The organism is Corynebacterium tuscaniense DNF00037 (assembly GCF_000759055.1).
Taxonomy (GTDB): Bacteria; Actinomycetota; Actinomycetes; order Mycobacteriales; family Mycobacteriaceae; genus Corynebacterium; species Corynebacterium tuscaniense.
Window position 1 is genome coordinate 1 of the sequence record NZ_JRNG01000044.1, and the last position, 23,078, is coordinate 23,078.

Genomic DNA, 23,078 nt, shown 5'->3' on the forward strand with positions numbered 1-23,078 from the left:
CCATACTCCACCCTGCGCGTTGTCGCCACCGCCCGCCGATTGCCACTTGGTTTACGCCACGCACCAACAGCCACGCCCACTCGGTACACCGCAGACGGATCAAGCCCAACAGCACGAGCAATGTCCATCGGCATTAACCCTTGAGCAAACAAACCGGCAATGGCATCCCTGTCAGCCTGAGTCAGCGGAGAACGCGCCCGAAGCGGCAAACTGTCACGATGCGCTATCCGATACGCCGTCGATAACGACCACCCAAGCCGCAGCCCAGCAGCACGAACCGACAGCCCCTCAACAACGACCAACCGGTGAAACCGAACAACCTCATCACCACTCGGATCCCAACGCGAACCAGACACAACCAACACCAACTTTCCAATCAGTGTTGCAACGATCCCTAGAACTTAGGGGTTCCTGGCCCGGTTCAGTGGTGGTTTTGGCCTATTTTTGGCACCTAGTCAGCACGTGTAGACCGTGGCCGTAATCGGCGACGGTCTTAGGCGACTTCCTGGCCTGGCTGTGGCGGTGCGTTAGGTCCGGCGAGGTCGATGAAGTCCACCGCCTGTTTCTTCCACGGTTTGCCACCGCCCGGATTCGGAGGCGGAGGCGTGATAAGCCCGTCGCGCAGCCGCCTGAGGTAGTTGAGGTACAACCGCACGTTGGAAGCAACAACCGCCAGCGCTGTACGCAGCACAATACCAGTAAACCCACGCATGGCCTTCTTGGTCCTGTCGCCGGTGCCGATATGGGATTCACCTTTGATGAAGGCGTTGGCGGCTTCGTTTCGAGCGCGGTAGACCTTGTACAGCGCCTTCCACTCCTCGGTGTAGGCGGCGGGTCCTTGCTGGTGGTACTTGTTAAACCGCACAGCGTCGGGGTCGTTGACTCCGACGGACACGGACTTTTGGCGGCACACATCACCACACGTTTTCTTGTTCGGCACCTGGCGAACTGACAACGGCAGCGCTGGGTTGCCGGCAGCGCCTTTGCGAGCCGCGTTCTTCTTCGCTTTCTCGTCATTCTTACGCAGCGGGCATGCCACCTTGCCAGACAAGGCGGGACACGAAAACCGCACGGTGCCGTCGCTGGTGACTTCCTTAATGTCGAGTTGCAACCGCTTGCGCTGCTCTAACGCGAGTGCAAACTGTTCCTCGGTGATGTTGCCTTTATCGAACTCGCCCTTCGGGTCAAGCAGGTCCTTGCGCTTGGCAATCGCCGGACAATACCCGGTGCCGTCCACGAGTGTCACGCCACGATAGGTTGCGGACACACCCTTGGTCTCTGCCCTGTTTGGTACTTCACCGACCAATTTCCAGCCCTTCTCCCGCATGGGGATTTGGTAGTGCTCGGCCTTCGACAGTGGGTAATACGCCATGTCGGTGACTGCATAGCGCCGGGGCAGGTTCGTCCTTTCCAGGTGTGCCAGTGCGGCGCGGGCGTTATAGCCCGGCCTGTCCATCGACAACCCAACCACCGGCGCTGGCAGGGTTGTGCCGAACTCACCACCGACAGCAACAACGGCGGTGGCTTCAAACGCCCAGGCAGACTTCTTGATGTTCTCAACACCGCTAACACCATCGCCCTTGTGGTCGCCATTGCGGATATACCACCCTGCTTCCGGCGTAGACGGTTCACGGCGAGAACGAGCGGTGCGTCCATACCCAGTGACTTCAATCGGAGTGCCGTCAATAGCAATGTCTCCGTCCCACCCGTCAAACATGTTCTCGTTGAGGACCTTGGCACTCGCCAGCGCCAGCATGGACATGAAAATCGAGGTCCTGGCGTGGCGCGAGGTCACAAACTGGGGGTCACGACTGGCCTCAAGTTCGGCGTATTCTTCCTTGCTCAACCGGCGCCAGTGTGGGGTTTCAGGAAACGGGTCAATCACGTCACGCACACGGTAACGCAGGGTCCGCCATAGCCGGTCGTACCAGGTGGGTGCTGTTCGGGAACCCCACTTGCGCAGGTCAATGTCGAGGGCATTCCACGCCTTGCCGTCGAGACGGTAGCGCAGAATCTCGGAGGCCTCACGCACATACATGGGCTTGCCCAGCAGTGCCGGGAGAATGAACAGAATCAACGCGGCGCGCACCGGAATGTGCGCGGGTCGGCCACCCAGGCCACGCCCGGCGCGGTCCGCGCTATCCCATTCGGCTAGTTGCTCAACCACACCGGAGGTGTCCACCACGTCGGTTGCAATTTTCAGCATATCGAGCGAAATGGTGCCCTCGTAGGTTGCCGGGTTGTGCGTTGTCATGGTGTTCACCTCCCTCGGTTGTGTGGTTCGTCCCTGGTCTGTGTTCGGTTATTCGGCGATGTGGAGGCTTGGGTACGGCGTTCGCCGCAGCAGCGCACGCGCCTGCTCGGCTGGCACCTCGGCGGTGTGGTACCACCGCGCGAAGTGCTGTAGGTCGGTCAATCCCGCTGCCTGGCAGACCACGGCCTCGGGCACGTTGTGGTGGAGGTGGCCGACAATCCACGTTGTGCGCAGCCGCCGCGTATCCAGTGCCACCGCGTGCGGTTTGCCAATACGGCCAAGAATCGCGGCCACGGACTCCGTGGTGGCGTGCGCGCGGTTCGGCCAGAGCACCAGACCGTGCACGCCGACGTTGCCCGCCGCGTCGCGCACAACCTGTTCCCACTCGGCTAACACCGGCACCTCACGCGGCGCGGTGTCGCGGTAGCCGTGGGCGGTGATGGTGACACCGCCGTCGCTGTGGACGGTGACGTCGCCACCGCGCAGCCGTGCCATTTCACCGGCGCGAAGCCCGGCACCTAACCCCAAAGCGAGCGTGAGCGTGGCACCCGCGCGTTGGTAGTCGGTGGACAACCCCTGTGCCCATTGAGCCAGGAAGTGCTGCTCCTGCTCGGTATAGGGCGCGTCTGGTGCCTTGTAGCCGTACTTGGTGGTGCGGTCGTCAAACGGCCAGTTCGGGTTGAGTTCGCGGCCCAGTCGGTACAGCAGGGACCGGCGCACGCCCTTGGCCCTGTCGGTCAATCCGGTCTGCGAGACGACGTATTCCACCACCAGCGGGTCGAACACGTCCGCGTAGGTCAGTTCCCCACCGACCTGGTTGAGTGTCACGTGCGCTGCCTGTGCCACCGCCAGCATGATTAGCCGCAGCGACGCACGGTCCGGTTCGGTTGGTATCACGTGTTCGAGGGTCACGGACTGCGTGAAGTCGCGGACCTGTACCCAGTCGTCCTTGTTCATCGAGCGCGGTATGTAGTGCAGCGCCGCGTCGCGTAGTTCGTCCCTAGTTCCCATGTTGGTCACTCCCCTTGCCCTGCAACGTTTCTTAAAAGAAACACTACGCGGCAACCCCGACGCCGGACGACCTACTCGAACACCGATTAGAACATGCCTGCTCAACGGGGTCACTTGCCAACCTCCCCTGTGTCGGAGACCACGCGAAGGTGGCCGTAACCGGGCCGTGAGACACCTTCCAACGGCGGGACGACAATGCCGGAGTAGTCGGCGTCGAATCGCAAGGCCACAATCGCGGCCCGGCAAATCTGCGCGTAGTTCGAGCGCGGTTCCAACTCGGAGACCTCCACCCCATCGCGTAACTGCATGACCACCCACGTGTCAATGAGCCGGGTAGGTTTCAGGTCGAACCCGAGTGGCTGCATGTTTGTAAATGGAAACGCCTGGCTGGCACCATTGACCCCACGCTCGTACAGACTCGCCACGGCCGCACGTGCTTCGGGACGAACCGGGACCGGCTCGCCGTCCACGCGCACAAACTCGCCACGCGGGTCGAGGTCGCTGGTCCTAAGTGCTCTACGCTGCGAGGTCCGCAAGCCCGCGCCGATGGTCAGTGCCACCGCAAATGTGGCACGCTCGCGGCTCTGTGTCGTCGGTGCGAGTTCCAACCAGTCACAGACCTTGCGCAACTCGTCCGGCGAAAGCGGCCGCGACTCTGGCACAGTCTTGTGGACCTGAAACGGGCGTGTTCGCGGCAGTTCCGACAACTCGCGTGCCGCCATGCGCGGGTCCGGCGACGTCCACACCCAACACAACCGAAGCAGGGAGCGCTCGTGCCGCGCCGCAGGGTGTTCTCGCACTTGCTCGGCCACCCACCAGTCCACGAGGTCGTGGCCAAACAGGTCGTGTACGTCGTCCTCATTGACACTGCCCCAGACCTGCTTCACGCTGGTCAAATAGCGCGCAAGCAGACCGCCGACGGTTTGCAACCGCTTGCGGGTATCAATGCCTCGTACGGGTCCGTCATGCCCGAAGGCCACGCCACACAGCAGTACGTGCTGTATCACCTCGGCCACATCATCGGTCACTGGGTTTCGCCGTGGACGGTAGCGGCGGGCCTGTTGTTCCAGGGTTCCTAGTTCTGACATACTCGCACCCGATTCGGCGTGTTAGCAGTCGTTTTCGTGTCCCCCGGGGCATAATCGGAGGCCGTGCCAGAGTCACCGAAGTCACCCCGCGCCCTGTATCCGGCGTGGCCGCATGACAAGCACGTGACCAACCCCGCCCACGAGGTCGTACAGCGACTTGCCCGCGCCGTGGAGCGGCTGACACTACAAACCTCGACAAGTGACGTGGCACGGACGTGCAACGTGCCGGTAGCCACCGTATCGAGCGTGGTGCGCGGCGCTGCATGGCCGAGCACGCTCACGCTTGCCAAGTTGGAGCACGGCACCGGCCACCACCTGTGGAGGGTTCGGGAGAAGAAACTTCGCATACCCCCACAGTGACCGCCGAGCCGCGAGATAACTAGCACACATGAGCACTTTCCGGCAGGCCGGAAAGCATTGTGCTACATAACTGACCTATCCTGGGTTTCACCCACGGCCCCGACACTCAAATAAGGAAAACATGAACCGCGAAACCGTCTTTATCATCTACGTATCAGACATAGACACCTCCGTCGGTTTCTATAGCGACCTACTCGAACTAAAGCCCGACTTCGTCTCTCCGCGTTATGTGACGTTCTCATTGGGCGATGGTGTGTCGCTCGCGTTGTGGACCGGCAACGCAGACGCCCTGGAGGGAGCGGTAGGACGCACATCGGAAGTGTGCATGAACGTTCCGGCCGCCCAGGTATCCTCCGTGTTCGAGCGATGGAAAGAACAGGGAGTCACCATTGTCCGCGAACCGTACGAGGAAGTTTTCGGTACTACATTCGTAGCGACCGACCCGGACGGCAATCTCCTCCGAGTAGCACCAATCGACTAGAGCAACGCAGCCCCGCCCAACGCAGCGGGGTTTTCTCTTGCTCACAGCCACGCCGAATACCGCCACCCCGTTTCTTTCGAGACACGCACGGTAATCTGGGGGACATGACGGAAAACAAGCCAACTCACGGGCGCGCAGCGAGGCCAAAACCACGCGCGCTCTACCCCGCGTGGCCCGAGGACACCACCGCCGACGGCGCGCACGCACTGGTGCAGGCGTTCGTGCGCAACCTGTCCGCCTATGTGGCTGAACAAGCAGGTCACGGCGTATCTCAGTCGGAACTCGCCCGCCGCGCCGACGTCGCCAAAGCAACACTTAGCAAGGTCCTGCGCGGTGACGTGTGGCCTGATTCTGTCACCGTCGCCCGCTTCGAGCACCTAGCCGACCGGCGGCTGTGGGACGGTGCAATTTCCGACACGTCCCCTGACCAACCGAGCGAGCACGCCGACACCGACACCGACACCGACACCGATTAAGCGAGAACAACCACAATGTCACGACTCAACGACCTGATTACGCAGGCCAAGAAGGAAAACCCACGCCTGGGTGCCGCCCTTGAACAAGAGTTCCACGCGCGGACCTCGCGCACGTTTGGGCTGGTGTTTGAGCGACACCTACCCGAAGAAGTCGAGTTACCGGGCCGACCAGTGCGACGCGGTGACACCGTCCACGTGCTACCGCCGCGCGGGTCCAAGGACAAGCCGGACCCGCGTACCTGGCGCGTCGCCGGTATCACCCGCACTGACGACGGCCGCGTTGCCCACTTAGTCGAAGCCCACCCGGAGGTAGACGAGCAGCCGGAGGTTGTGGACGCGGTGCCCGTTGCCGACCTCGCTGTCACCGCCGAGCACGACGACGTAATTTACCCCGGCCTAGTACAGACCGGCGAAGTCATCGGTACAGACGACCCGGCCGCGCCGTTTCACAGCGTGATTAACGCGGAGAACTACCACGCACTGAAAATGCTCACCTACACGCACTACCACTCCATCGACTGCATTTACATCGACCCGCCGTACAACACCGGGAAGGACGACTGGATTTACAGTGACCGGTACGTTGACGCAGACGACGTATTCAGGCACTCCAAGTGGCTCGCTTTCATGGAGCGTCGATTGCGGGTTGCACGGAACCTGCTTAGCCCGACCGGAATCATCATCGTGGCTATCGGAAACGAGCAGCAACACCGTCTGCGTATGTTGATGGACGACGTGTTCGGGGAGGCGAACTTCATTTCCAACGTCACGTGGAACGGCGGGCGGAAGAACGACTCCCGGTTCGTCTCTAATGGCGAGGACTACATGCTCATTTACGCCAACGACAAGACTGCGTGGATTAAAGAGGGCGTGAAGGTCAAGGACGCTCCCGACGTGAGCAGTCTTGAAACAGCAGCGGATATTGCGGCTAACGGTGCCCGCTGGCGCGCCCCGAAAGAGGGATACGAGGCCGTGCTTGAGAAGGGCGCCGAGGTCTGGCGCGAGGCACGACTTACTGCGGTTGAGCAACAGTTCGGCTCCGATAGCACCGAGTTCTCACGCCTAGCGAGCGCGGGAGACGACACCGACTTCGACACTATGTACGCGTCGATTAACGAGGCGTTGCCCGCCGACGACCAGAAGCAACTGTTTCGTCGCGCGGAACTGGACGGGGAACAGCGTATGCGTGCGTTCTACCGTCAATTTCCATCGGACGACCCCGTACGCAAGACGTTCGGGCGGTACAACTATTTCCTGCCCGACGGGACCCTTTGCTGCGATTCCGATATTTCGTGGCCTAAATCCGGCGGCCCCAGATACGACGTGTACCACCCGGATACGTCGGGAGCCGTACCCATTCCCGACCTTGGCTGGCGTTTCCCCACCCCGGAGCGTATGCAGGAAGTCATTGACGCGGGACAGGTCATCTTCCGTAAAGACCACAGCAGGCCGATTAGGTTGAAGAACCCTTTGGAACGTTCCAGCGGAATCGTGCCATTGTCCACGTTTGACCGGCAGCGAACGCACGGCTCGCGGCACTTGCACTGGAACAACAAAGGCGAGGTGCGTGGCGTGTTCGCGGAGAACCGTTTTCCCAATCCGAAGGACGTCACCGTGCTTGCGGATTGGATTGAGGTCTGTACCCCGAAAGACGGCGTTGTGCTTGATTTCTTCGGCGGCTCGGGTTCCACACTTGAAGCCGTCATGCTGATAAACGAGCGGGCAAAGTCTAAGCGCAGCGCGATTGTGGTGACGAACAACGAGGTAGGAAGTAAAAAGGCCGCGTCGCTGTCCAAGCAGGGTATTCGCAAGGGCGACCCCGAGTGGGAGCAATGGGGTGTTTGTGAGTACGTGACGAAACCGCGTATCAGGACCGTGGTGACTGGCAAGCGTGAGGACGGAAGCCAGTTTTCCGACGGATTCGCCGCCAACGCGCGGTTCTTCACGCTGACCTACGAGCCGCCGACGCGTGTGCGTCACAACCGCGCGTTTGCCGAGATTGCGCCGATGTTGTGGCTGCGTGCGGGCCAAACTGGCCGGATTATTGACCGGATACCGGAGCAGGGCTGGGACCTCACCAACGCCTACGGCGTGATTGAGAATGTGGCTGCGTCGGCGGAGTTCGTCGCGGCGGTGCAGCAGCACGAAACGGTGCGTGTGGTCTATATCGTGACCAATGACGACCTAGTGTTTGAGTCTATGGCGCGTGAACTGGCTGACACCGGGGCCGAACTGGTTCGTCTTTACTCGACCTACCTCAACAACTTCGCTTTCCAGCAGACACGGGAGAACCACTAATGAAGTACACGCTCATGCCGTACCAGGAAACGGCCGCCGACACCATCATGGAACGACTCGACAAAGCGGCGAAGTCACGCACCATCGGCCAGCAGGCCGTGTTCGCCCTGTCTGCCCCGACGGGTGCCGGCAAGACCGTGATTGCGACCAGCGTGTTCGAGCGCATTTTGATTCCCAGCGACGACCGTGTGGAGGACGAAAACGCCGTCATTTTGTGGCTATCGGACAACCCGGACTTGAACGAACAGTCGCGCTACCGTATCGAAACCGCGTCCAGCGACCTTGCCACGCGCACGGTGACGCTGGATAGCAGTTTCAACCAGCCCGTATTCGAGCGCGGGTGTATTTACTTCCTCAACACGCAGAAGTTGGGAAAGGGCACCAAACTCACAGGTGGTCGCCGGGATAGCCAGGACCCGCTGTTTGCACGCGGTGACACCACGCAGGTGACGTTCTGGGACACGCTGCGCAACACGATTCAGTCGGAGACGCACAACCTGATTCTGGTTGTCGATGAAGCCCACCGCGGCGCGGGTAAGCAGCGCAAAGACAAGGCCACGATTCTGCGCCGCCTGATTGAGGGCCACACCCCAGAGGGCCACGCAGAGCCAGTGCCACCGATTCCGACGGTGCTGGGTATTTCTGCAACCCCCGGCGCGTTTAAGACGATGATTCAATCCATGACGGGCGAGCGGTTCGTCATGGGTGACGTGGTTGTGCCGGTGGCCGACGTGCAGGAGTCCGGCCTGATTAAAGACATTGTCGAGTTACGTATCCCAGGCGAAGAAGGCAAGTCGTTTGACGGTGTGTTCGTCCAGGACGCAGCGCGTATCCTGGCTGAAACCACGGCCCGGTGGGACGCTTACCACGAGGACCAGGGCGGCGACGGCGAGCGCGTCGTACCGCTCATGGTCGTGCAGATGAAGGACAAGGCCACGGACGAGGACATGTACCAGGCCATTTCCGCTATCCGAAAAGGCTGGCCGCAGATTCCGCACGACTGTTTTGCCAACGTCTACGGCGAGCACGACAACATCATGGCCGGCGACACGCTGGTGCCCTACATCGAACCGCAGCGCGTGCAGGAACGCACCGACATTCGCGTACTGTTCGCCAAGACCGCTATCTCGACCGGCTGGGACTGCCCACGCGCCGAAGTCATGGTGTCGTATAGGCCAGCGGTCGATGAAGCCCACATCACGCAGGTCATTGGGCGTATGGTGCGCTCCCCACTCGCACGACGGATTGAGGGTAACGACCTGTTGAACTCGGTGCTGTGTATCCTGCCGCAGTTCAACCGCGCTGCTGCCACGGACGCGGTGGAGAAAATCAACCAGGACAAGGAAGTTGGCACTGGCGGCGACGGTGGCGACGTGCCGGTGGGCGAGATTGTGATTGATACCGAGTCGCTGACACCCGTGTCCAACGAGAAGGTCTGGGACGCATTTCGCGCGATTCAGCGCATGGTTGCACCAACGCGCTCGGACAAGCCCATTTCCATGCTGCTCAATCTCGGCATTGAGTTGCAGCGCGACGGGCTGATGGAAAACGGCATGAAACAGGCCGAGGACGAACTTATCTCCATTGTCAACGGCTACCTCACCCGCTACGAAAAGCAGGTTGCCGACAAACGTGAGGACATTTTGAAGGTCGAAACCCAGCGACTTGTGTTCGGCTACGCGGACCGTGACCTGACACTGGCCGAGTCCGGTACCGAACTGTACGCCGACCGCCGTGTGATTGATGAAGCCTACCGCGCGGCAATTCCAGTGTTCACCCGCGCGCTGGCCGATATGTGGGTGGACGCACGCACCGACGCGCTCGCCGCAGAGGACCCGGACGCGGACGAAGAGGAACTAATCGACGAGGCCCGGCTGCAACTGGCCGCACTGGCCGGTGTCGCTGGCATTGCACAGTCGGTGTCCGACAACGCGGACGACGTGGCAGGTGACTGGTTAGATACCTACAACGCAGAGTTGGCCGTGCTTCCTGACTCGCGCAAGGCCGCGTACCAGCCGCTGCGTGAAATGGCGATTCACCCAAGCCACGAGCCGTTGACCAAGCCCGCGAACCGGACGGTGCCGCAGGGCACAGCGGATAAGGACGGCAACCTGGTCCCGTTTGCCCGCTACAAAGGCCACCTGCTTGCTGCAAGCGACGGCACGGCACCGTTTGGACTCAACGAGTGGGAGGCCCACGTCGTTGCCACCGAGTCCGGCCGCAGTGGTGCTGTTGGCTGGTACCGCAACCCGTCGCGTGCCAGTGCGGAGGCGTTGACGGCGGTGTACCTCGACGACACGGCGCAGCGGTGGCGCAACATGCAGCCGGACTTCATCTTCTTCCGCGAGGTCGCAGGCGAGGTTCGTCCCTCGATTATCGACCCGCACGGACACCACCTGGGCGACGCGCTCGACAAACTGCGCGCGCTGTCCAACTACGCAGCCCAGTTCGGCGACCAGTTCGTCCAGATTCTCGCGGTATCCGGCAAGGACGTTGACTCGCTGCGGTCCGTGGACCTCAAGAACCCCGACGTCCGCGCGGTGATTGACAAGGCCGAGTCCGCGGCCGAGGTCTACGAGCGAGAGGGCCGAGCGTACAAGTAGCGGGCGGGAAAACCGGGCGGGGTCCGGTGGGAACGGATTGTGAACCAACGTCACGGCGGCTGGCCACACGGTTTCCCAAACGTCCCTCACCTCGCAGCAGCCAGCTCATCATCAATGCTCACTGGTGCCGCCGCGCGAATGCCGATCGCGCCCATGAGCACTGCACTGGCCACGAGCGCGATGAGTATCTCCCGCCACTGCCCCGTCGCGCCGTACGCTACCCCGACCACGACTGGCCCCGTCCCTGCGAGCAGATACCCGTACGGTTGCACGAAGCCGGACAGTTTCGCTGTGACCACATGGGAGCGGCTACGTGCCGGGATGAGGGCGATGGCGGTGGGGAAACAGAACCCGCCTAGCCCCAAAAGGAAAGCCCATAGGAGGGGAAGCTGGTCGCCGCTAAGTAGAAGCCCCAGGTATCCAGCCGCGGTGGCGGTAGCGAAGATGACCACGAACGGGGTGAGCGTGCGTGCGCGTGCGATGAGCATGGGCATGACCAATCCCCCGACCACGTTGAGGCCACCGACCAAAGTCAGCGCGAGCGTGCCGGTTGCCGCGGAAAAGCCATTGTCGCGGTAGATCTGCGGCAGCCAGCCCATTTGCACGTATGCGTTCATCGACTGCAAGCCGAAAAACAGCAGCAGGAACAGCGCCGTCGGCGAGCGCCACATGGAAACGTTGAGGGGCGCGTCATTTTCGGCGGTAGCTTCATCGATGCGGGGCGCGTCATTGCCAAGTTTGCCGACGACCACCAGCCACACCACCACCTGCACCACCGCGGGAACAGCCCACACGGCCAACGCCCACTGCCAAGCACCGTCGCCGGTGAACACCAACGCACTCAACGGGCCAACGGCACCGGATAGACCGAGTAGGGCACCGTAGGCCGTCATCAGCGCCACCATGTGCCGCCCACCATGCTGCTTGATCCACGCTGGGAGCAGCACGTTAGCCACCGCAATACCCGCGACGACGAAGCCGGTGAGCACGATGAACACCGCCATCGCCCCCACCCAAGGACGCACCGCTAAGCCAAGGAACGTGAGCACGGTGCCAAGCGCGATAGTCCGCGTCAGACCCAAACGCATAGCTACAGGCACCGCACCCAAGCCCATCAGCGCGAACAAGAATCCCGGCATCGCTGTAATCAGGCCTGCCTGCGACGCCCCAGCCCCGAACGCAGCGAGAGTTTCCTCCAGCACCGGGCCTACCGACGAAATACCTGCACGCAAGTTAATCGCCACCGCGACGACAGCGGCGAAAAGAAGCGGGGCCGACAGCTGTACTGCCTTGCCAGGACCTTTCCGGGTGGGGCGCTGAGAGGTTGATGCCATTCGACCATTAGGCACCCGGGTTCAGGGTCACGTCAACTCGTCTGAAGACGAGTGGCAAACCAGTTAAGTAAAAGTAGGATCGACGGGCATGTATATCAACGCGTATTCAACAGTCCGCGATGAAATCCCGGGCCCCTACTCGCACCAGCGCGGTTTAAATGATCCAGAGATGGCCGGCCACTTGAACGGCTTCTCCGCATTCATGTGGGAGCGCGGACAACAGGAGATGACAGCTAGCCTCTTCGGGCTGATCCGACACATCGGGGACACGAAGCGACAGTACGTCTTCGAGCGCGAGGACCTGCATGGCCTCGAGGACTGGGCAGAGCAGACTAATTCAGTGTTCCTGATGCCGGACGGCACGGTGGTCAATGTGTACGGCGAGGACATCGTTGCGGGTGGCACCGTTCCGTATCATCCAGCGGCCAGGGCGCGGGCGTCGCGTGTGCGCGCGGAGATCATGCAGGACACCGGGGTGACGCTGCCCGCGCACTATCCGCCGGTACGCAGCGAATTCGAGGCAGTGTTGCGTGAGCCACGGGAGGTCGTACAACGGTTTATGTCACTCGTGGCAGTCTCCGAGATAGCTGGGTTTTTCTGTGCCGAGTCGGAGCCACCGCTGGCAGAGATTCGCGCGGTGCTGCCGGGCGCGTTCGAAACACTGACACCCACAGAGCAGCGTTTCATCGAGCTCATCGAGTCTGGTGTGACGCCTCACACCCCCTCCCCTGGCGGCGACGAAGCACGACACCTAGCATTTCAGCTGGCATGGCAAGTACTCGCAGCGCAAATGCTCGCGCACGCTCTGGGCATCCAGGAGCTTCCTGAAGGCGAGATCCGCGTTGATGCAACGTCACTGGCCCAGTGGGTCGCAGACAGGGGCGAAGCTGCCATCCACGAGCAGGCGACGGCGCTCATCAGCCTGCCGAAGCTGTGCGACAAGTACGAATTCGTCCTTGCGATGCGGTGGACCGCCGTCGACCAGGAGGTGAACCCGGAGCGCCCAGCTCTTATCGACGAGCCAACCGCCGGCACACTACTTGAGTGGCATCGCGCACTTTCGTGGCTTTTTCATCCGAATTCGGACTGGGAGGATGTTGATTTGTCGACGTAAATGGGCAACAGTTGAGCGCGGTTTCATTGGCTTTATAGCCCCCTCCTTGTCTCAACACGTGTTTAACGTGCTGCGGTGCTACGGTATTCCAGAGCTTCACCCCCGATTAGGCATACACAGCGAAAGGCGACCATGACGTATCCGAATTCACCTCAGCCGAACCACGGTGCACCCCAGCCGTCTTCGTACAACTGGGATGCGCAGGTTCCAGCGCAAGCGCAGCCGCAGCAACAACAACCACAACAGCCGTTTTACCCGCCTGCGGGGCAACCACAGCAACAGAAGTTGGCGCTTCCTGCATGGCCGACGTGGGTGTATACGGGCCTGTTCATTCTGACGTTGATCAGCAGTTTCCTACCCCACATCACTGCGCGGATTTCTGGTTCAAGTTTCGCTCAGGCCATGACTGCGGAAGTGCCGTTCCTTGATGAATTTTTCGGTGAGAGCTCCGAGACACTCGACAGTTTTGGTTCGTTGACGTCCTCGATCAACTGGTGGGGCGCTCTCAAGCTACAAGGCGACGGTGTTGGTTCGTTCGCGGAGGCCTTCGAAAAGGAAGTCACCGCTGAGCTTGGTAGTGAATTTGAGACCATGAAGTTGGTGCTCATTCTCATCACCTTGAGCGTGCTCGGATTCTTGGTTGGCGCTGTGGTGATGGGTGTTCTGCGTAAGGTCAAGATCGCCGCGGTTTTGGGCCTTGTTGCTGGCGTAATCCAGTTCGTGGCGGTCCTCCTTGAGGCAGTATCTCGCTTCTCTGTCGTTGCTGACCCTGAATTCGCCGACATGGCCGAAAACTCCTTCGGCGCTGGTTTCTGGCTCTGGCTCATCCTCAGTTTGGTTGCTGTGGCCTTCAGCATTTACGTGTTAGTTGCGTTTAAGAAGCCGAAAAATGCTTTCGTGCCTCAGCCAGCTCAACCGCAGCAGCCGGGGTGGCCGAACACCTATTAGTAGGTGCTAGAGCAACCGGGCGTTGATATCCACCGCATAACCCGCCACTGTGGCTTGTGAACCGAACTGCCACATGGCGGGTTTTTGCTTGCCGACGAATCCCGGCCATGCCTCCAACCCCGGAAAAATATCACCGGGAATTCCCGCCTGGTCGTGGCCGTAGCTGGCCACCCACACGGCACCGAATTCACGAGTATCCGCCCCGAACAGCCGCCACCGCCAATAGCGGGGATAGGTGTATACGCCCGCCACGTCGATGCCAGCTAATTGGAAGAGATCGCGTGCTTCACGGATGTGATCAAGGTGTAAACCCGCCGGTGTTTCACAGTCCAACCAGATCGGGCGCGCCCACGGACTTCCGGCACCACCCATCACATCCACGGCCGCCGCGGCTTGCTCGGCGATGGATGTCCCCTCCTTTGGGTTGCGGAGGTAGTGGTAGGCCTCGGCGGGGAGGGTGGCGGCCACGGCGTCGTCGATATGCGAGCGATACGTGCGGTCACGATAGGTGCCGTCCGTCGTGCGCACGATGGCAAATTCCATGCCCTCACCGGCAGCGCGCACGAGACTGATACCGTCTTGATGCTCGCTGACGTCGATGCCGAAGCAGACGGTCATGAGCGCTTGGCAAAGCCCATGCGCGGCGTGAAATTAGCAGGGTGTTTACGTTGTGCAATCGCATCAGCGATGACTAAGCGCCACTTCGGATCAGTCACCGGCATGTGGGCGATGGAAAACCAGCCGACGTCGCTCGATTCATCATCGGCCACGAAGGGCACTGCGGACGGGTCGGTGGCCTCCAGACGAATAGCCACAGACATGTATGAGGCATTATCGCCGTTGACGTGAACGATCGGCCCAATTGCGCCCACCCCCAGCAAGGCAGCCGGTGTCACGTCCAGGCCGGTTTCTTCGCGCACCTCGCGCACCGCGGCATCGTGGGGTTCCTCCCCCGGGTCGCAGATCCCCGTGACAGGTGTCCACGCGCCGTTATCCGCACGCTGAACCAGCAGTACCTCGGGCACAGCCCACGGGGAATCATCGGTTGAATCTCGCAACACAACGGCGGATACCGCCGGGATCCACATCAGATCCGTCCCAATCTTCTTCCGGGTTTCCACGATGAACTCAGAGATAGGCATGGGCCGAGTCTACGTGGCCACGCGCGCCTGGACGAAAGCAGTACACGCAACGGGGAGGAAACCTACCTTCATTCACGTGTTCCAGATAATCTTGCTTTACCGTTTCCAGCAGCGGAGAAGAAACTATGCCTCATCCCAACAAGCACGATCGGCCCCAGCCGGACGTCCTCAACACCAAAGCACCTATACGGGCCGCCTTCATGCTCCTGTGCTTTCTTCTGAGCCTTCTCACCAGCTTTCTAGAATGCATCTTCGTCTACATCGTCTATGTGGACCTCAAAACCACAACAATTGGGTGGAACTGGTGGGGTGTAACTACGCAGGATGGTGCTTTTCACCGTGCCCTTGAACAAGGTGAGTTAGCGCAGTACATCGCTGGTAACGGACTCATGCTCTTGGGCACAGCTGCGCTGCTCATCTGTTATCTCGTTGCCGCAGTCTCGTTCTTTCACGCGGACCACAAACAAGGCACCAGGTTCAGCATTGCTGGAGCGGGCATCCAAACGCTGCTTGTGCTGAGTATCTTCTATCAATCGATGTTTAGTTACGACACCGCGACCTCAGTCGGTTGGGATATTTGGGTCATCATCGCGGGCGTTGCGCTGGCCTTCAGCGTGAACAATCTGATTCGGTACCGCAAAACCCGTGCGGCGCCGGCAGGTGCGGTGTAGTTACCAGGTTTGTTCCTCGAATTGGGCATCAGGGACAACGCGATTAATCACACCCATGACCTGCTCATAATTGGCATAGGACATGAGTCTCGTGTTGGAATCAGGCAAGTCGCATGATTCTTCAGCCCGCTCCGCGTCCGTACCGGAGACAACACCGACAATAGTGGCACGGCCGTTGATTTCATGAAACACGGGGCCACCAGAATCACCGGGTGAGGCACACAGGTGGCCAATATCACCGTAGGTTTCGCGCTCCCCTTCCGTTTCAGTGCGGATAAGTTGCACACGGCCACCATCTTCAAAGACACCGCAGGTGTATCCAGTAGTTCCGCCGGTTTTACAGATCGGGTCCTCGCGCACCAAAGCGCCACCGTAAATTGCTGTAGGGATCGGGGCACCCACGAGATCCATGTAGCGGTTTGGATCTGTGATCTCAATGATGCCTACATCAACGCCATCATTGCCTTCACTGTAAAGGCCGGAATAGATGAAGCGGCCGGCCTCGACCGCGTAATCTGCTACTGTTTCGGCCGTGGTTGGCCATACAAGATCATTTTCCCGGCCACAGTGTCCAGCTGTCACTGCGAAATTCCGGCCGTCTGCAGCACTGAAACTGAATGCGACCGTACAGGCTTGTGCCGTGAAAGATTCCCCAGCTTGGGGGTAATGGTCCGTGGATTGGATCTTTGTGCCCGGTGCCCACAGTGCGAAGGAGGGCACTTTAATCACCGTTTCCCCTGCCGAATCAGCCGGTGGCGCCCCAGGGGTTTGTACGCCTTCGCGTTCTTGGCGCTCTTCCACGGTGAGGGTCGGGTACTGCGATGTAGTCACACCGAGATAAGCCACGGCTGCCACAACAAAGCTGACTATGACCACCATGGCCACCCAGAAAACGGAGACACCGCCCCTTTTGGGTTGGTACTCATCATCGGGCAGCGGATACTGCTCCGGCGGGAACTGTGAATGCATGAAAGAGGAGTTTAGGACTCAGAAGAATCCGTGGTTGCTTCATCCTCGTCTTTCAGATCGTTCTGGATCTTCAGGTCGCGGATGAATTTCTCCGGATCGAACTCAACGTAGTGCTCGGGGCCAGCAAATTGTTCCTGTGCCATGGTCGCTCCTTATTTACCTGTGCCACCGTTGTCGACGATGCTGGCAATGTATTCCTTGACAGCCTCAGCGTCGTTGGGCATATCCACCACGTGCCTGTCGGCCTCCATGATGCCAGCGAATCGCTCCGGCACATCTGGTTCCTGGCCTGTTGCTTCAACGATGGTTTCGGAGAATTTCACTGGCAGCGCGGTTTCCAAGACCACGATCGGGGTATCCACCTGGTCTTTGAGGCCACGGGCAACAAAGACGCCGTCCGCGGTGTGCGGGTCAATGAGGGTGGATTGGTTGGCGTGGGTATCACGGATCGTCGATATGCGATCAGCGTGCGTGGAACGACCGGACAGGAAGCCGTACTCCCCACGAATCTCCTCCATGATCTGCTCCTCGAGTTCAAAACCACCGGCCTTGACCTGGACGCCGAAGAGATCCTTGGTCTTCGTGGCATCACGCTCCAACACATCAAAGATGAAGCGCTCAAAGTTGGACGCGCGCGAAATATCCATCGATGGCGAGGACGTTGCCTGCGTTTCCGCAGAGGAACGCGGGCGGTACTGTCCAGAGATGAAAAACTCATGGAGCACATCATTCTCATTGGTGGCCACGATGAGTTTGTCAATGGGCAGGCCCATCTGCTTCGCAATATGTCCCGCACAGATGTCTCCGAAGTTGCCAGTGGGCACGCAGAAGGACACCTGCTGCGGCTCCTGCCCCGGAGCAGGAGGTGATGTGAGTTTGATGTAGGACGAAATGTAGTAAATGATCTGTGCCAGCAAACGCGCCCAATTGATGGAGTTCACGGCGCCAATGTGGTGCTTGGATTTGAATGTCGCGTCGGAGTTGACTTCCTTGACTACGTCTTGGCAGTCATCGAAAACGCCATCGAGCGCAATATTGAAAATGTTGGGCTCATTCAGTCCGAACATCTGGGCCTGCTGGAACGGTGTCATGCGGCCAGCAGGGGTGAGCATAAACACATTGATGTTGTCCCGGCCACGCATGGCGTACTCCGCGGACGAGCCGGTATCGCCGGAGGTAGCACCCAAGATATTCAGGGTTTCCTCCCGGCGCGCCAGCTCAAACTCAAAGAGCTCACCCAGCAGCTGCATGGCCATGTCCTTGAACGCAGCCGTGGGACCTTCGGACAGGTGCGCGAGATAAATGCCGTCCTCGAGTGCAGTGACTGGGACGATTTCTTCGGTGCTAAAAACCGGGGTGCGGTAAGCAGCAGTGAGCTGCTCCACCTTTGCTGGTGGGATGTCACTAACAAAGAGTTTGACCACCTCAGCAGCAAGTGCTGGGTAACCACCGTCGGCGAGGACTGCGCGCCACTCGGTCAGTTTCTCTTCTGTAATGCGCGGGTACGCAACCGGCACATAAAGCCCGCCATCGGGGGCTAGTCCGGACAGCAGAATGTCGGTGAATCGGTGCGGGGTCTTTGTCGTATCACGCGTTGAGATGTAATCCACCCCTAGGAGTCTAGCGCGCCTGGATCACACCTTCCCCCACTCCGCCCCCGAGGTAGCGATGCTCAGTCGTACTCAAAGGAGGGCTGCTCACCCCAGAACACTTCCTCCACCACACGATGAGCGCGACGCGTCACTTTCAGGTAATGGTCGAGGAACGCTTGCGCATCATGCGGGTCATAGCCGGCAGCGCCAGCGACCTGGTTGAGCTGAGCACCCGGACCCGGTAGCTGATCAGTGCGTTTCCCGGTAACCAAGACCAATGCGTTGCGTGCTGCTGTGGCGAGCAGCCACGCCTCCGTGAGCATGCGCGCCTGAGCAGAGTCAATGATGTCAGCGGCGGCGTCGGTGACCAGGAAGTCCAGTATCTCCAGCGTAGATGTGTTGTGAAGTTCCGGGTAGGTGTTAGCGTGCATCATGGTGAGCAGCTGCACCGTCCACTCAATATCCGTCAACGCGCCACGCCCGAGCTTGGTGTGGGTTGCCCGGTCCGCATTGCGTGGCAGGCGTTCATTGTCCACGCGGGCCTTCATGCGGCGGATCTCACGAATGTCTGATTCGCTGGCACCCCCGTCCGGGTAGCGGAACGGATCGATGCTGTGCAGAAATTCTTCCCCCACCGCCACGTCACCTGCAATGTAGGTGGCGCGCAGCAAGGCTTGGCGCTCCCACACCTCACCCCACTCTTGGTAGTAGCGTTTGTACGACGCAATCGTGCGCACCACCGGACCAGAACGACCTTCCGGCCGCAGCCCCAGATCAACTTCCAAAGGCGGATCACCGGATGGTTTGGATAGTCGCTTCCGCAGTTGATCAATGATCTTGGTGGCCCAGGCCAGCGCTTCCACCTCATCCACGCCCTCGCTGGGTTCAGCCACGATCATCACATCAGCATCTGATCCATAGCCCAGCTCCGCGCCGCCGAGGCGCCCCATGCCAATGACGGCGATGCGAGCCAGGGGTTCTTCCACCTCACGCTCAAGAAGATCCGCACGAACTTCTGCCCGCAGGCCTGCTTCAAGTACGGCGTTCCACACCCAGGACAGCTGGTCACACACCTCGCGCACGTCCATCATGCCCAGCAGATCAGCGGACGCAATGCGGGCGAGCTCCGCGCGGCGCAGGGAGCGCGCAACACTGACCGCTTTATCCGGATCTGCATGGCGTTTCGACGCCGCGATCAGGGCCTTGTACACGCGGTCCGTTTCCGGGTCGAGCAGCTTCGGCTGGGTTGCACCGTCACCGAGCTGCTTCACCACATCGGGCGCGGAAATAATCAGGTTCGCGGCATACGGGGAGGTACCCAGGATGTGCATGAGGCGTTCGCCGACCACACCTTCGTCCCGAAGCATGCGCAAGAACCACGAGCGATCCTGCGCGGCATCAGACAGCTTGCGGTAGTTGAGCAAACCAGCATCCGGGTCCGCGGTTTCCCCCAGCCACACCAGCAGCGTGGGCAACAAAATCGCCTGCAGCTTCGCCTTGCGGGAATTGCCTTTAACCAGCGCGGACAGGTGCTGGTAGGCGCGAGTGGGATGCGTGTACCCCAGCGCTTTGAGTTGTTCAATTGCCGCATCTTTGCTTAGCGACGCCTCCCCAACACTCATCCCCGCAATCGAATTCAACAACGGACGGTAGAACAACCGCGAGTGCAGGTCTGAGATCTTCTTGCGCTCTGCCTTCAGGCGGGCGTCCATCTCATCCACCGCAGATAACGTCGGCGAGGAAATGAAGCCAGAGGTCAGTGCCAGCCACCGTCGATTCGCTGCATCATCGTCCTCCGGCAGCGTATGCGTGCGCCGGAAGCGGTGCAGTTGGAGGCGGTGTTCCAGCAGCCGCAGAAACTCATACGCCTCGATGAGGTGCACAGCGTCTTCGCGGCCAATGTATCCGCCGAGGGAGAGTGCTTCGATGGACTCGATGGTGTTCTTGGTGCGCAATGTAGCGTCGATACGCCCATGGACGAGCTGCAGCAGTTGCACCGCGAATTCCACATCACGCAGGCCACCCTGGCCGAGCTTGAGTTCGCGCGCACGCATATCCGCCGGCACATTCGACAGCACGCGGCGACGCATCGCCTGCACGTCCTCCACGAAGGAGTCACGCTGGGAGGATTCCCACACCATCGGCTTCAGCTTCTCACGGTAGGCCTGCCCCAACTCCATGTCACCTGTCATCGGACGGGCTTTGAGCAGCGCCTGGAACTCCCACGTTTCCGCCCAGCGCTTGTAGTACGTCTCATGAGATTCCAGCGTGCGCACCAGCGCGCCGGACTTGCCTTCCGGCCGCAAATTCGGGTCCACGTCGAAGAAAGCAGCAGTGCCTATCGACGCAAACTCGCTAGCAATCTTCGTCGCCAGCGCATCCGCCGGCTCCGCAACGAAAATGACGTCCACGTCAGAGATATAGTTCAGCTCCCGCGCACCGCACTTACCCATGGCGATCACGGCCAGCTTCCCATTCATCGGCTCATCCCCGCACACCGAACGCACCGCCACAGCAAGCGCTGCGGTCAATGCCGCATCCGCGATAGTGGTGAGCAGCTCCGTCACGTCGCTGTAGCTCAACACCGGCTGATCAGCGCCGTATCCTTTGAAGGCGGAGTACGTTCCAGCGAGATCTGCCGCTGCAACACGCATGACCAGCGTGCGGTATGTACTCTTCAGAGTCTTCTTTGCCTCTGTCCCTGTGATGGCTGCGCGGTACGTACCCGGCTGGTCCAGGTCCTCCGTTGCCGTGGGGTCTCCCGGTTCCGGCTTTGCATCAACCGAGCCCAGCATGATCTGGAAGATCTCACTGGCGCTGGGCAGTGGCTCCGCCAGCAACTTCCACTCCTCCGGGTGCGCCACCAAGTGGTCCCCCAGGGCAGTAGAGCCGCCCAGCAGGGCAAAGAGGCGGACGCGCAGCACCTCATCGCCGATAAGCGCTTGGCGCAGTTCCTCATACTTGTCCCCCAACGCCTCCGCCAAACGGAAAGCCGTGTTCAGCGTGATATCCGGGTTGCCGGACCCGCCGAGGGTGTACAGCACATCATCATCGCTCCAGCCCAATCGCTCCAGATCATCTGCAGCAGTCTTACCGGTCAACGCCAACTGTGCCGGCGACGGAGACTTCTTGCGTGCCATGTGCTCCCGCCTTAAAGGTTGAGGTTGTTAGCCAGTTCCCACGGGGTGATCTGATCCTCGTAGGCATGCCACTCATCCCACTTAGAGCGCAGGAAGAACTCAAAGACCTGCTCCCCCAGTACCTCCGCCATGAACTCGGACTTCTCCAACGCGCGCAGCGCCTCATCCAGGGAACCCGGCAGATCCTTGTAGCCCATTGCCCGACGCTCCCGTCGGGTGAGAGCGAACACGTCATCCACCGCGGGCTCACCCAATTCAAGGCCCTGCTCAATGCCATCGAGCCCAGCCGCGAAAATCGCAGCGAAAGCCAAGTACGGGTTGGCGGCGGAGTCGATGGTGCGGACCTCGATCCGTCGAGAAGCACTCTTGTGCAGGCGATATGTGGGCACCCGCACCATCGCGGAACGGTTAGACACACCCCACGTTGCCGCGGTCGGCGCCTCCGACCCGAACTGGAGGCGCTTGTACGAGTTCACCCACTGATTTGTCACCGCGGAGATCTCATTCGCATGCGCGATCACGCCCGCGATGAACTGGCGCGCCGTAGTGGACAGCGAATACTCATCATCCGGATCATGGAACGCATTCTCCTCACCCTCAAAGAGCGAGAAGTGCGTATGCATCGCCGAACCATTGTGCTCACGGAAAGGCTTAGGCATGAACGTAGCCAGAATGCCGTTCGCCTCCGCCACCGTCTTCACCACATACCGGAACGTGATGATGTTATCCGCCATAGTCAACGCATCCGTGTGCCGCAGATCAATCTCCTGCTGGCCCGGCGAGCCCTCATGGTGAGAGAACTCCGTGGCAATGCCCATGTACTCAAGGGCGGAAATTGCGTGCCTACGGAAGCGTGGCGCCGCATTCTGCTTCGCCTGATCAAAATACCCACCATCATCCACCGGCCGAGGATCCTCCCCACCAGTCAGCGCAAAGAACTCAATCTCCGGGCTGGCCACGCACTCAAAGCCTGCTTCTGCTGCTTTGTTGAGTTGGCGGCGCAGCACCTGCCGCGGATCGGCATACAACGGCTTTCCATCCGGCATGGAAATATCGCAGAACATCCGCGCCGTCTGCAACCCATCCTCCGCATCAAACGGCAACGGTTGGAACGTTGAAGGGTCCGGCAGCAGCAACGTGTCCGACTCGGAAACACGCGAGAACCCTTCAATGGAAGAACCATCAAAGCCAACACCCTCATCAAACGCCGTTTCCAATTCCGCCGGCGACATCATCACTGTCTTCAACGCCCCGAACAAATCAGTGAACCACAAACGGATGAAACGGATATCCCGCTCCTCAACCTCGCGCAGGACGTTTTCTTGTTGGCTGTTCATGCCTACCCAATGTAGTGACAGCGTGGCCAGAAGTGTGCATGTTCATCGCTTTTGCCTCCGTTACCGTATCCTGTGCGGACCAACGGCAACTGGGGTCTGGAAGTTTTTTCGGTTTGTAGGGGAACCGGGCTGTTGTCGCATGTCAGCGTGTTGTTTCGCGTGTTCTGGTGCGTGGTTCGGTGCGCGTGGCTTGTGGATAGTTTTGTGTTATCCACAGGCCGTTTTGGCGGTTTGCTGCGCGTTTTCTGGTTTCGGTTTAG

General features: G+C 60.3%; 19 protein-coding genes and 1 pseudogene. 8 read left to right on the plus strand and 12 right to left on the minus strand.

Going from position 1 to position 23,078, the window contains the following annotated elements; all coding sequences use genetic code 11:
• The 4 genes and pseudogenes from HMPREF2129_RS11040 to HMPREF2129_RS11045 all read right to left on the minus strand — a co-directional run.
• Window positions 1-356, minus strand: a pseudogene (locus HMPREF2129_RS11040) (IS30 family transposase); the annotation flags it as partial.
• Window positions 357-493: 137 nt separating this feature from the next.
• Window positions 494-2,254, minus strand: coding sequence for a hypothetical protein (locus HMPREF2129_RS09020; RefSeq protein WP_034665746.1), 1,761 nt, complete (start codon window positions 2,252-2,254; stop codon window positions 494-496).
• A gap of 48 nt (window positions 2,255-2,302) precedes the next feature.
• Window positions 2,303-3,265, minus strand: coding sequence for a site-specific integrase (locus HMPREF2129_RS09025; RefSeq protein WP_052093094.1), 963 nt, complete (start codon window positions 3,263-3,265; stop codon window positions 2,303-2,305).
• Between the two features lie 110 nt (window positions 3,266-3,375).
• The gene (locus HMPREF2129_RS11045) at window positions 3,376-4,353 is read right to left on the minus strand and encodes a hypothetical protein (protein ID WP_156959274.1); all 978 of its coding nucleotides are present in this window, start codon (window positions 4,351-4,353) and stop codon (window positions 3,376-3,378) included.
• A 63-nt stretch (window positions 4,354-4,416) separates the two neighbouring features.
• Here HMPREF2129_RS11045 and HMPREF2129_RS11050 point away from each other — a divergent pair, with 63 nt between their 5' ends.
• The 5 genes from HMPREF2129_RS11050 (at window position 4,417) to HMPREF2129_RS09055 (ending at window position 10,571) form a co-directional block, all read left to right on the plus strand.
• Complete coding sequence (locus tag HMPREF2129_RS11050; RefSeq protein WP_156959275.1) at window positions 4,417-4,713, plus strand: hypothetical protein; 297 nt, start codon at window positions 4,417-4,419, stop codon at window positions 4,711-4,713.
• A 121-nt stretch (window positions 4,714-4,834) separates the two neighbouring features.
• The gene (locus tag HMPREF2129_RS09040) at window positions 4,835-5,194 is read left to right on the plus strand and encodes a VOC family protein (protein WP_034665755.1); all 360 of its coding nucleotides are present in this window, start codon (window positions 4,835-4,837) and stop codon (window positions 5,192-5,194) included.
• A 104-nt stretch (window positions 5,195-5,298) separates the two neighbouring features.
• Window positions 5,299-5,670, plus strand: coding sequence for a helix-turn-helix domain-containing protein (locus HMPREF2129_RS09045; protein WP_034665758.1), 372 nt, complete (start codon window positions 5,299-5,301; stop codon window positions 5,668-5,670).
• A 15-nt stretch (window positions 5,671-5,685) separates the two neighbouring features.
• Window positions 5,686-7,968 carry a site-specific DNA-methyltransferase gene (locus tag HMPREF2129_RS10885; RefSeq protein WP_034665761.1) on the plus strand — a complete coding sequence of 761 codons (2,283 nt, stop codon included), beginning with the start codon at window positions 5,686-5,688 and terminating at the stop codon, window positions 7,966-7,968.
• A complete protein-coding gene (locus HMPREF2129_RS09055) occupies window positions 7,968-10,571 on the plus strand; it encodes a DEAD/DEAH box helicase (RefSeq protein WP_034665764.1) in 2,604 nt (867 codons plus the stop codon). The genes HMPREF2129_RS10885 and HMPREF2129_RS09055 overlap by 1 nt, the downstream gene beginning before the upstream one ends.
• 86 nt (window positions 10,572-10,657) lie before the next feature.
• On the opposite strand, the gene HMPREF2129_RS09060 is transcribed toward HMPREF2129_RS09055, so the two are convergent.
• Window positions 10,658-11,905, minus strand: a complete 1,248-nt coding sequence (locus HMPREF2129_RS09060; RefSeq protein WP_084576767.1) for an MFS transporter — start codon at window positions 11,903-11,905, stop codon at window positions 10,658-10,660.
• An 88-nt stretch (window positions 11,906-11,993) separates the two neighbouring features.
• Here HMPREF2129_RS09060 and HMPREF2129_RS09065 point away from each other — a divergent pair, with 88 nt between their 5' ends.
• Together HMPREF2129_RS09065 and HMPREF2129_RS09070 are read left to right on the plus strand one after the other, a co-directional pair.
• Complete coding sequence (locus tag HMPREF2129_RS09065; RefSeq protein WP_034665766.1) at window positions 11,994-13,019, plus strand: DUF4272 domain-containing protein; 1,026 nt, start codon at window positions 11,994-11,996, stop codon at window positions 13,017-13,019.
• A 132-nt stretch (window positions 13,020-13,151) separates the two neighbouring features.
• Window positions 13,152-13,967 (plus strand): hypothetical protein, encoded by an 816-nt coding sequence (locus tag HMPREF2129_RS09070; protein ID WP_034665767.1) that lies wholly within the window; start codon window positions 13,152-13,154, stop codon window positions 13,965-13,967.
• A 6-nt stretch (window positions 13,968-13,973) separates the two neighbouring features.
• On the opposite strand, the gene HMPREF2129_RS09075 is transcribed toward HMPREF2129_RS09070, so the two are convergent.
• Entirely contained in the window at window positions 13,974-14,585 is a 612-nt protein-coding gene (locus HMPREF2129_RS09075) for a GH25 family lysozyme (RefSeq protein WP_034665769.1), read from the minus strand.
• Window positions 14,582-15,109 carry an NUDIX hydrolase gene (locus HMPREF2129_RS09080; protein WP_034665774.1) on the minus strand — a complete coding sequence of 176 codons (528 nt, stop codon included), beginning with the start codon at window positions 15,107-15,109 and terminating at the stop codon, window positions 14,582-14,584. The genes HMPREF2129_RS09075 and HMPREF2129_RS09080 overlap by 4 nt, the downstream gene beginning before the upstream one ends.
• Window positions 15,110-15,234: 125 nt before the next feature.
• Between HMPREF2129_RS09080 and HMPREF2129_RS09085 the strand changes: the two genes are divergently transcribed.
• Window positions 15,235-15,780: a hypothetical protein gene (locus tag HMPREF2129_RS09085; protein WP_156959276.1), complete on the plus strand. Its 546-nt coding sequence runs from the start codon at window positions 15,235-15,237 to the stop codon at window positions 15,778-15,780.
• Here the strand turns inward: HMPREF2129_RS09085 and HMPREF2129_RS09090 are convergent, their stop codons facing one another.
• The 5 genes from HMPREF2129_RS09090 to HMPREF2129_RS09105 form a co-directional block, all read right to left on the minus strand.
• The gene (locus HMPREF2129_RS09090) at window positions 15,781-16,749 is read right to left on the minus strand and encodes a trypsin-like serine protease (RefSeq protein WP_084576769.1); all 969 of its coding nucleotides are present in this window, start codon (window positions 16,747-16,749) and stop codon (window positions 15,781-15,783) included. It abuts the gene before it with no gap.
• A gap of 11 nt (window positions 16,750-16,760) precedes the next feature.
• On the minus strand, window positions 16,761-16,892 hold the full coding sequence (locus HMPREF2129_RS11325; RefSeq protein ID WP_269544977.1) for a hypothetical protein: 132 nt from the start codon (window positions 16,890-16,892) through the stop codon (window positions 16,761-16,763).
• Between the two features lie 9 nt (window positions 16,893-16,901).
• Window positions 16,902-18,359, minus strand: coding sequence for a threonine synthase (thrC, locus tag HMPREF2129_RS09095; protein WP_034665778.1), 1,458 nt, complete (start codon window positions 18,357-18,359; stop codon window positions 16,902-16,904).
• A 62-nt stretch (window positions 18,360-18,421) separates the two neighbouring features.
• Window positions 18,422-21,481 (minus strand): bifunctional [glutamine synthetase] adenylyltransferase/[glutamine synthetase]-adenylyl-L-tyrosine phosphorylase, encoded by a 3,060-nt coding sequence (locus tag HMPREF2129_RS09100; RefSeq protein WP_034665780.1) that lies wholly within the window; start codon window positions 21,479-21,481, stop codon window positions 18,422-18,424.
• An 11-nt stretch (window positions 21,482-21,492) separates the two neighbouring features.
• Window positions 21,493-22,818 carry a glutamine synthetase family protein gene (locus tag HMPREF2129_RS09105; RefSeq protein WP_034665782.1) on the minus strand — a complete coding sequence of 442 codons (1,326 nt, stop codon included), beginning with the start codon at window positions 22,816-22,818 and terminating at the stop codon, window positions 21,493-21,495.
• Window positions 22,819-23,078: the final 260 nt, after the last annotated feature.

Excerpts from the sequence above, each read along its gene's own strand:
- HMPREF2129_RS09020 (WP_034665746.1), bottom strand. The coding sequence starts at position 2,254 with ATGACAACGCACAACCCGGCAACCTACGAGGGCACCATTTCGCTCGAT.
- HMPREF2129_RS09025 (WP_052093094.1), bottom strand. The coding sequence starts at position 3,265 with ATGGGAACTAGGGACGAACTACGCGACGCGGCGCTGCACTACATACCG.
- HMPREF2129_RS11045 (WP_156959274.1), bottom strand. The coding sequence starts at position 4,353 with ATGTCAGAACTAGGAACCCTGGAACAACAGGCCCGCCGCTACCGTCCA.
- HMPREF2129_RS09040 (WP_034665755.1), top strand. The coding sequence starts at position 4,835 with ATGAACCGCGAAACCGTCTTTATCATCTACGTATCAGACATAGACACC.
- HMPREF2129_RS09045 (WP_034665758.1), top strand. The coding sequence starts at position 5,299 with ATGACGGAAAACAAGCCAACTCACGGGCGCGCAGCGAGGCCAAAACCA.
- HMPREF2129_RS10885 (WP_034665761.1), top strand. The coding sequence starts at position 5,686 with ATGTCACGACTCAACGACCTGATTACGCAGGCCAAGAAGGAAAACCCA.
- HMPREF2129_RS09055 (WP_034665764.1), top strand. The coding sequence starts at position 7,968 with ATGAAGTACACGCTCATGCCGTACCAGGAAACGGCCGCCGACACCATC.
- HMPREF2129_RS09060 (WP_084576767.1), bottom strand. The coding sequence starts at position 11,905 with ATGGCATCAACCTCTCAGCGCCCCACCCGGAAAGGTCCTGGCAAGGCA.
- HMPREF2129_RS09065 (WP_034665766.1), top strand. The coding sequence starts at position 11,994 with ATGTATATCAACGCGTATTCAACAGTCCGCGATGAAATCCCGGGCCCC.
- HMPREF2129_RS09070 (WP_034665767.1), top strand. The coding sequence starts at position 13,152 with ATGACGTATCCGAATTCACCTCAGCCGAACCACGGTGCACCCCAGCCG.
- HMPREF2129_RS09075 (WP_034665769.1), bottom strand. The coding sequence starts at position 14,585 with ATGACCGTCTGCTTCGGCATCGACGTCAGCGAGCATCAAGACGGTATC.
- HMPREF2129_RS09080 (WP_034665774.1), bottom strand. The coding sequence starts at position 15,109 with ATGCCTATCTCTGAGTTCATCGTGGAAACCCGGAAGAAGATTGGGACG.
- HMPREF2129_RS09085 (WP_156959276.1), top strand. The coding sequence starts at position 15,235 with ATGCCTCATCCCAACAAGCACGATCGGCCCCAGCCGGACGTCCTCAAC.
- HMPREF2129_RS09090 (WP_084576769.1), bottom strand. The coding sequence starts at position 16,749 with ATGCATTCACAGTTCCCGCCGGAGCAGTATCCGCTGCCCGATGATGAG.
- HMPREF2129_RS11325 (WP_269544977.1), bottom strand. The coding sequence starts at position 16,892 with ATGGCACAGGAACAATTTGCTGGCCCCGAGCACTACGTTGAGTTCGAT.
- HMPREF2129_RS09100 (WP_034665780.1), bottom strand. The coding sequence starts at position 21,481 with ATGGCACGCAAGAAGTCTCCGTCGCCGGCACAGTTGGCGTTGACCGGT.
- HMPREF2129_RS09105 (WP_034665782.1), bottom strand. The coding sequence starts at position 22,818 with ATGAACAGCCAACAAGAAAACGTCCTGCGCGAGGTTGAGGAGCGGGAT.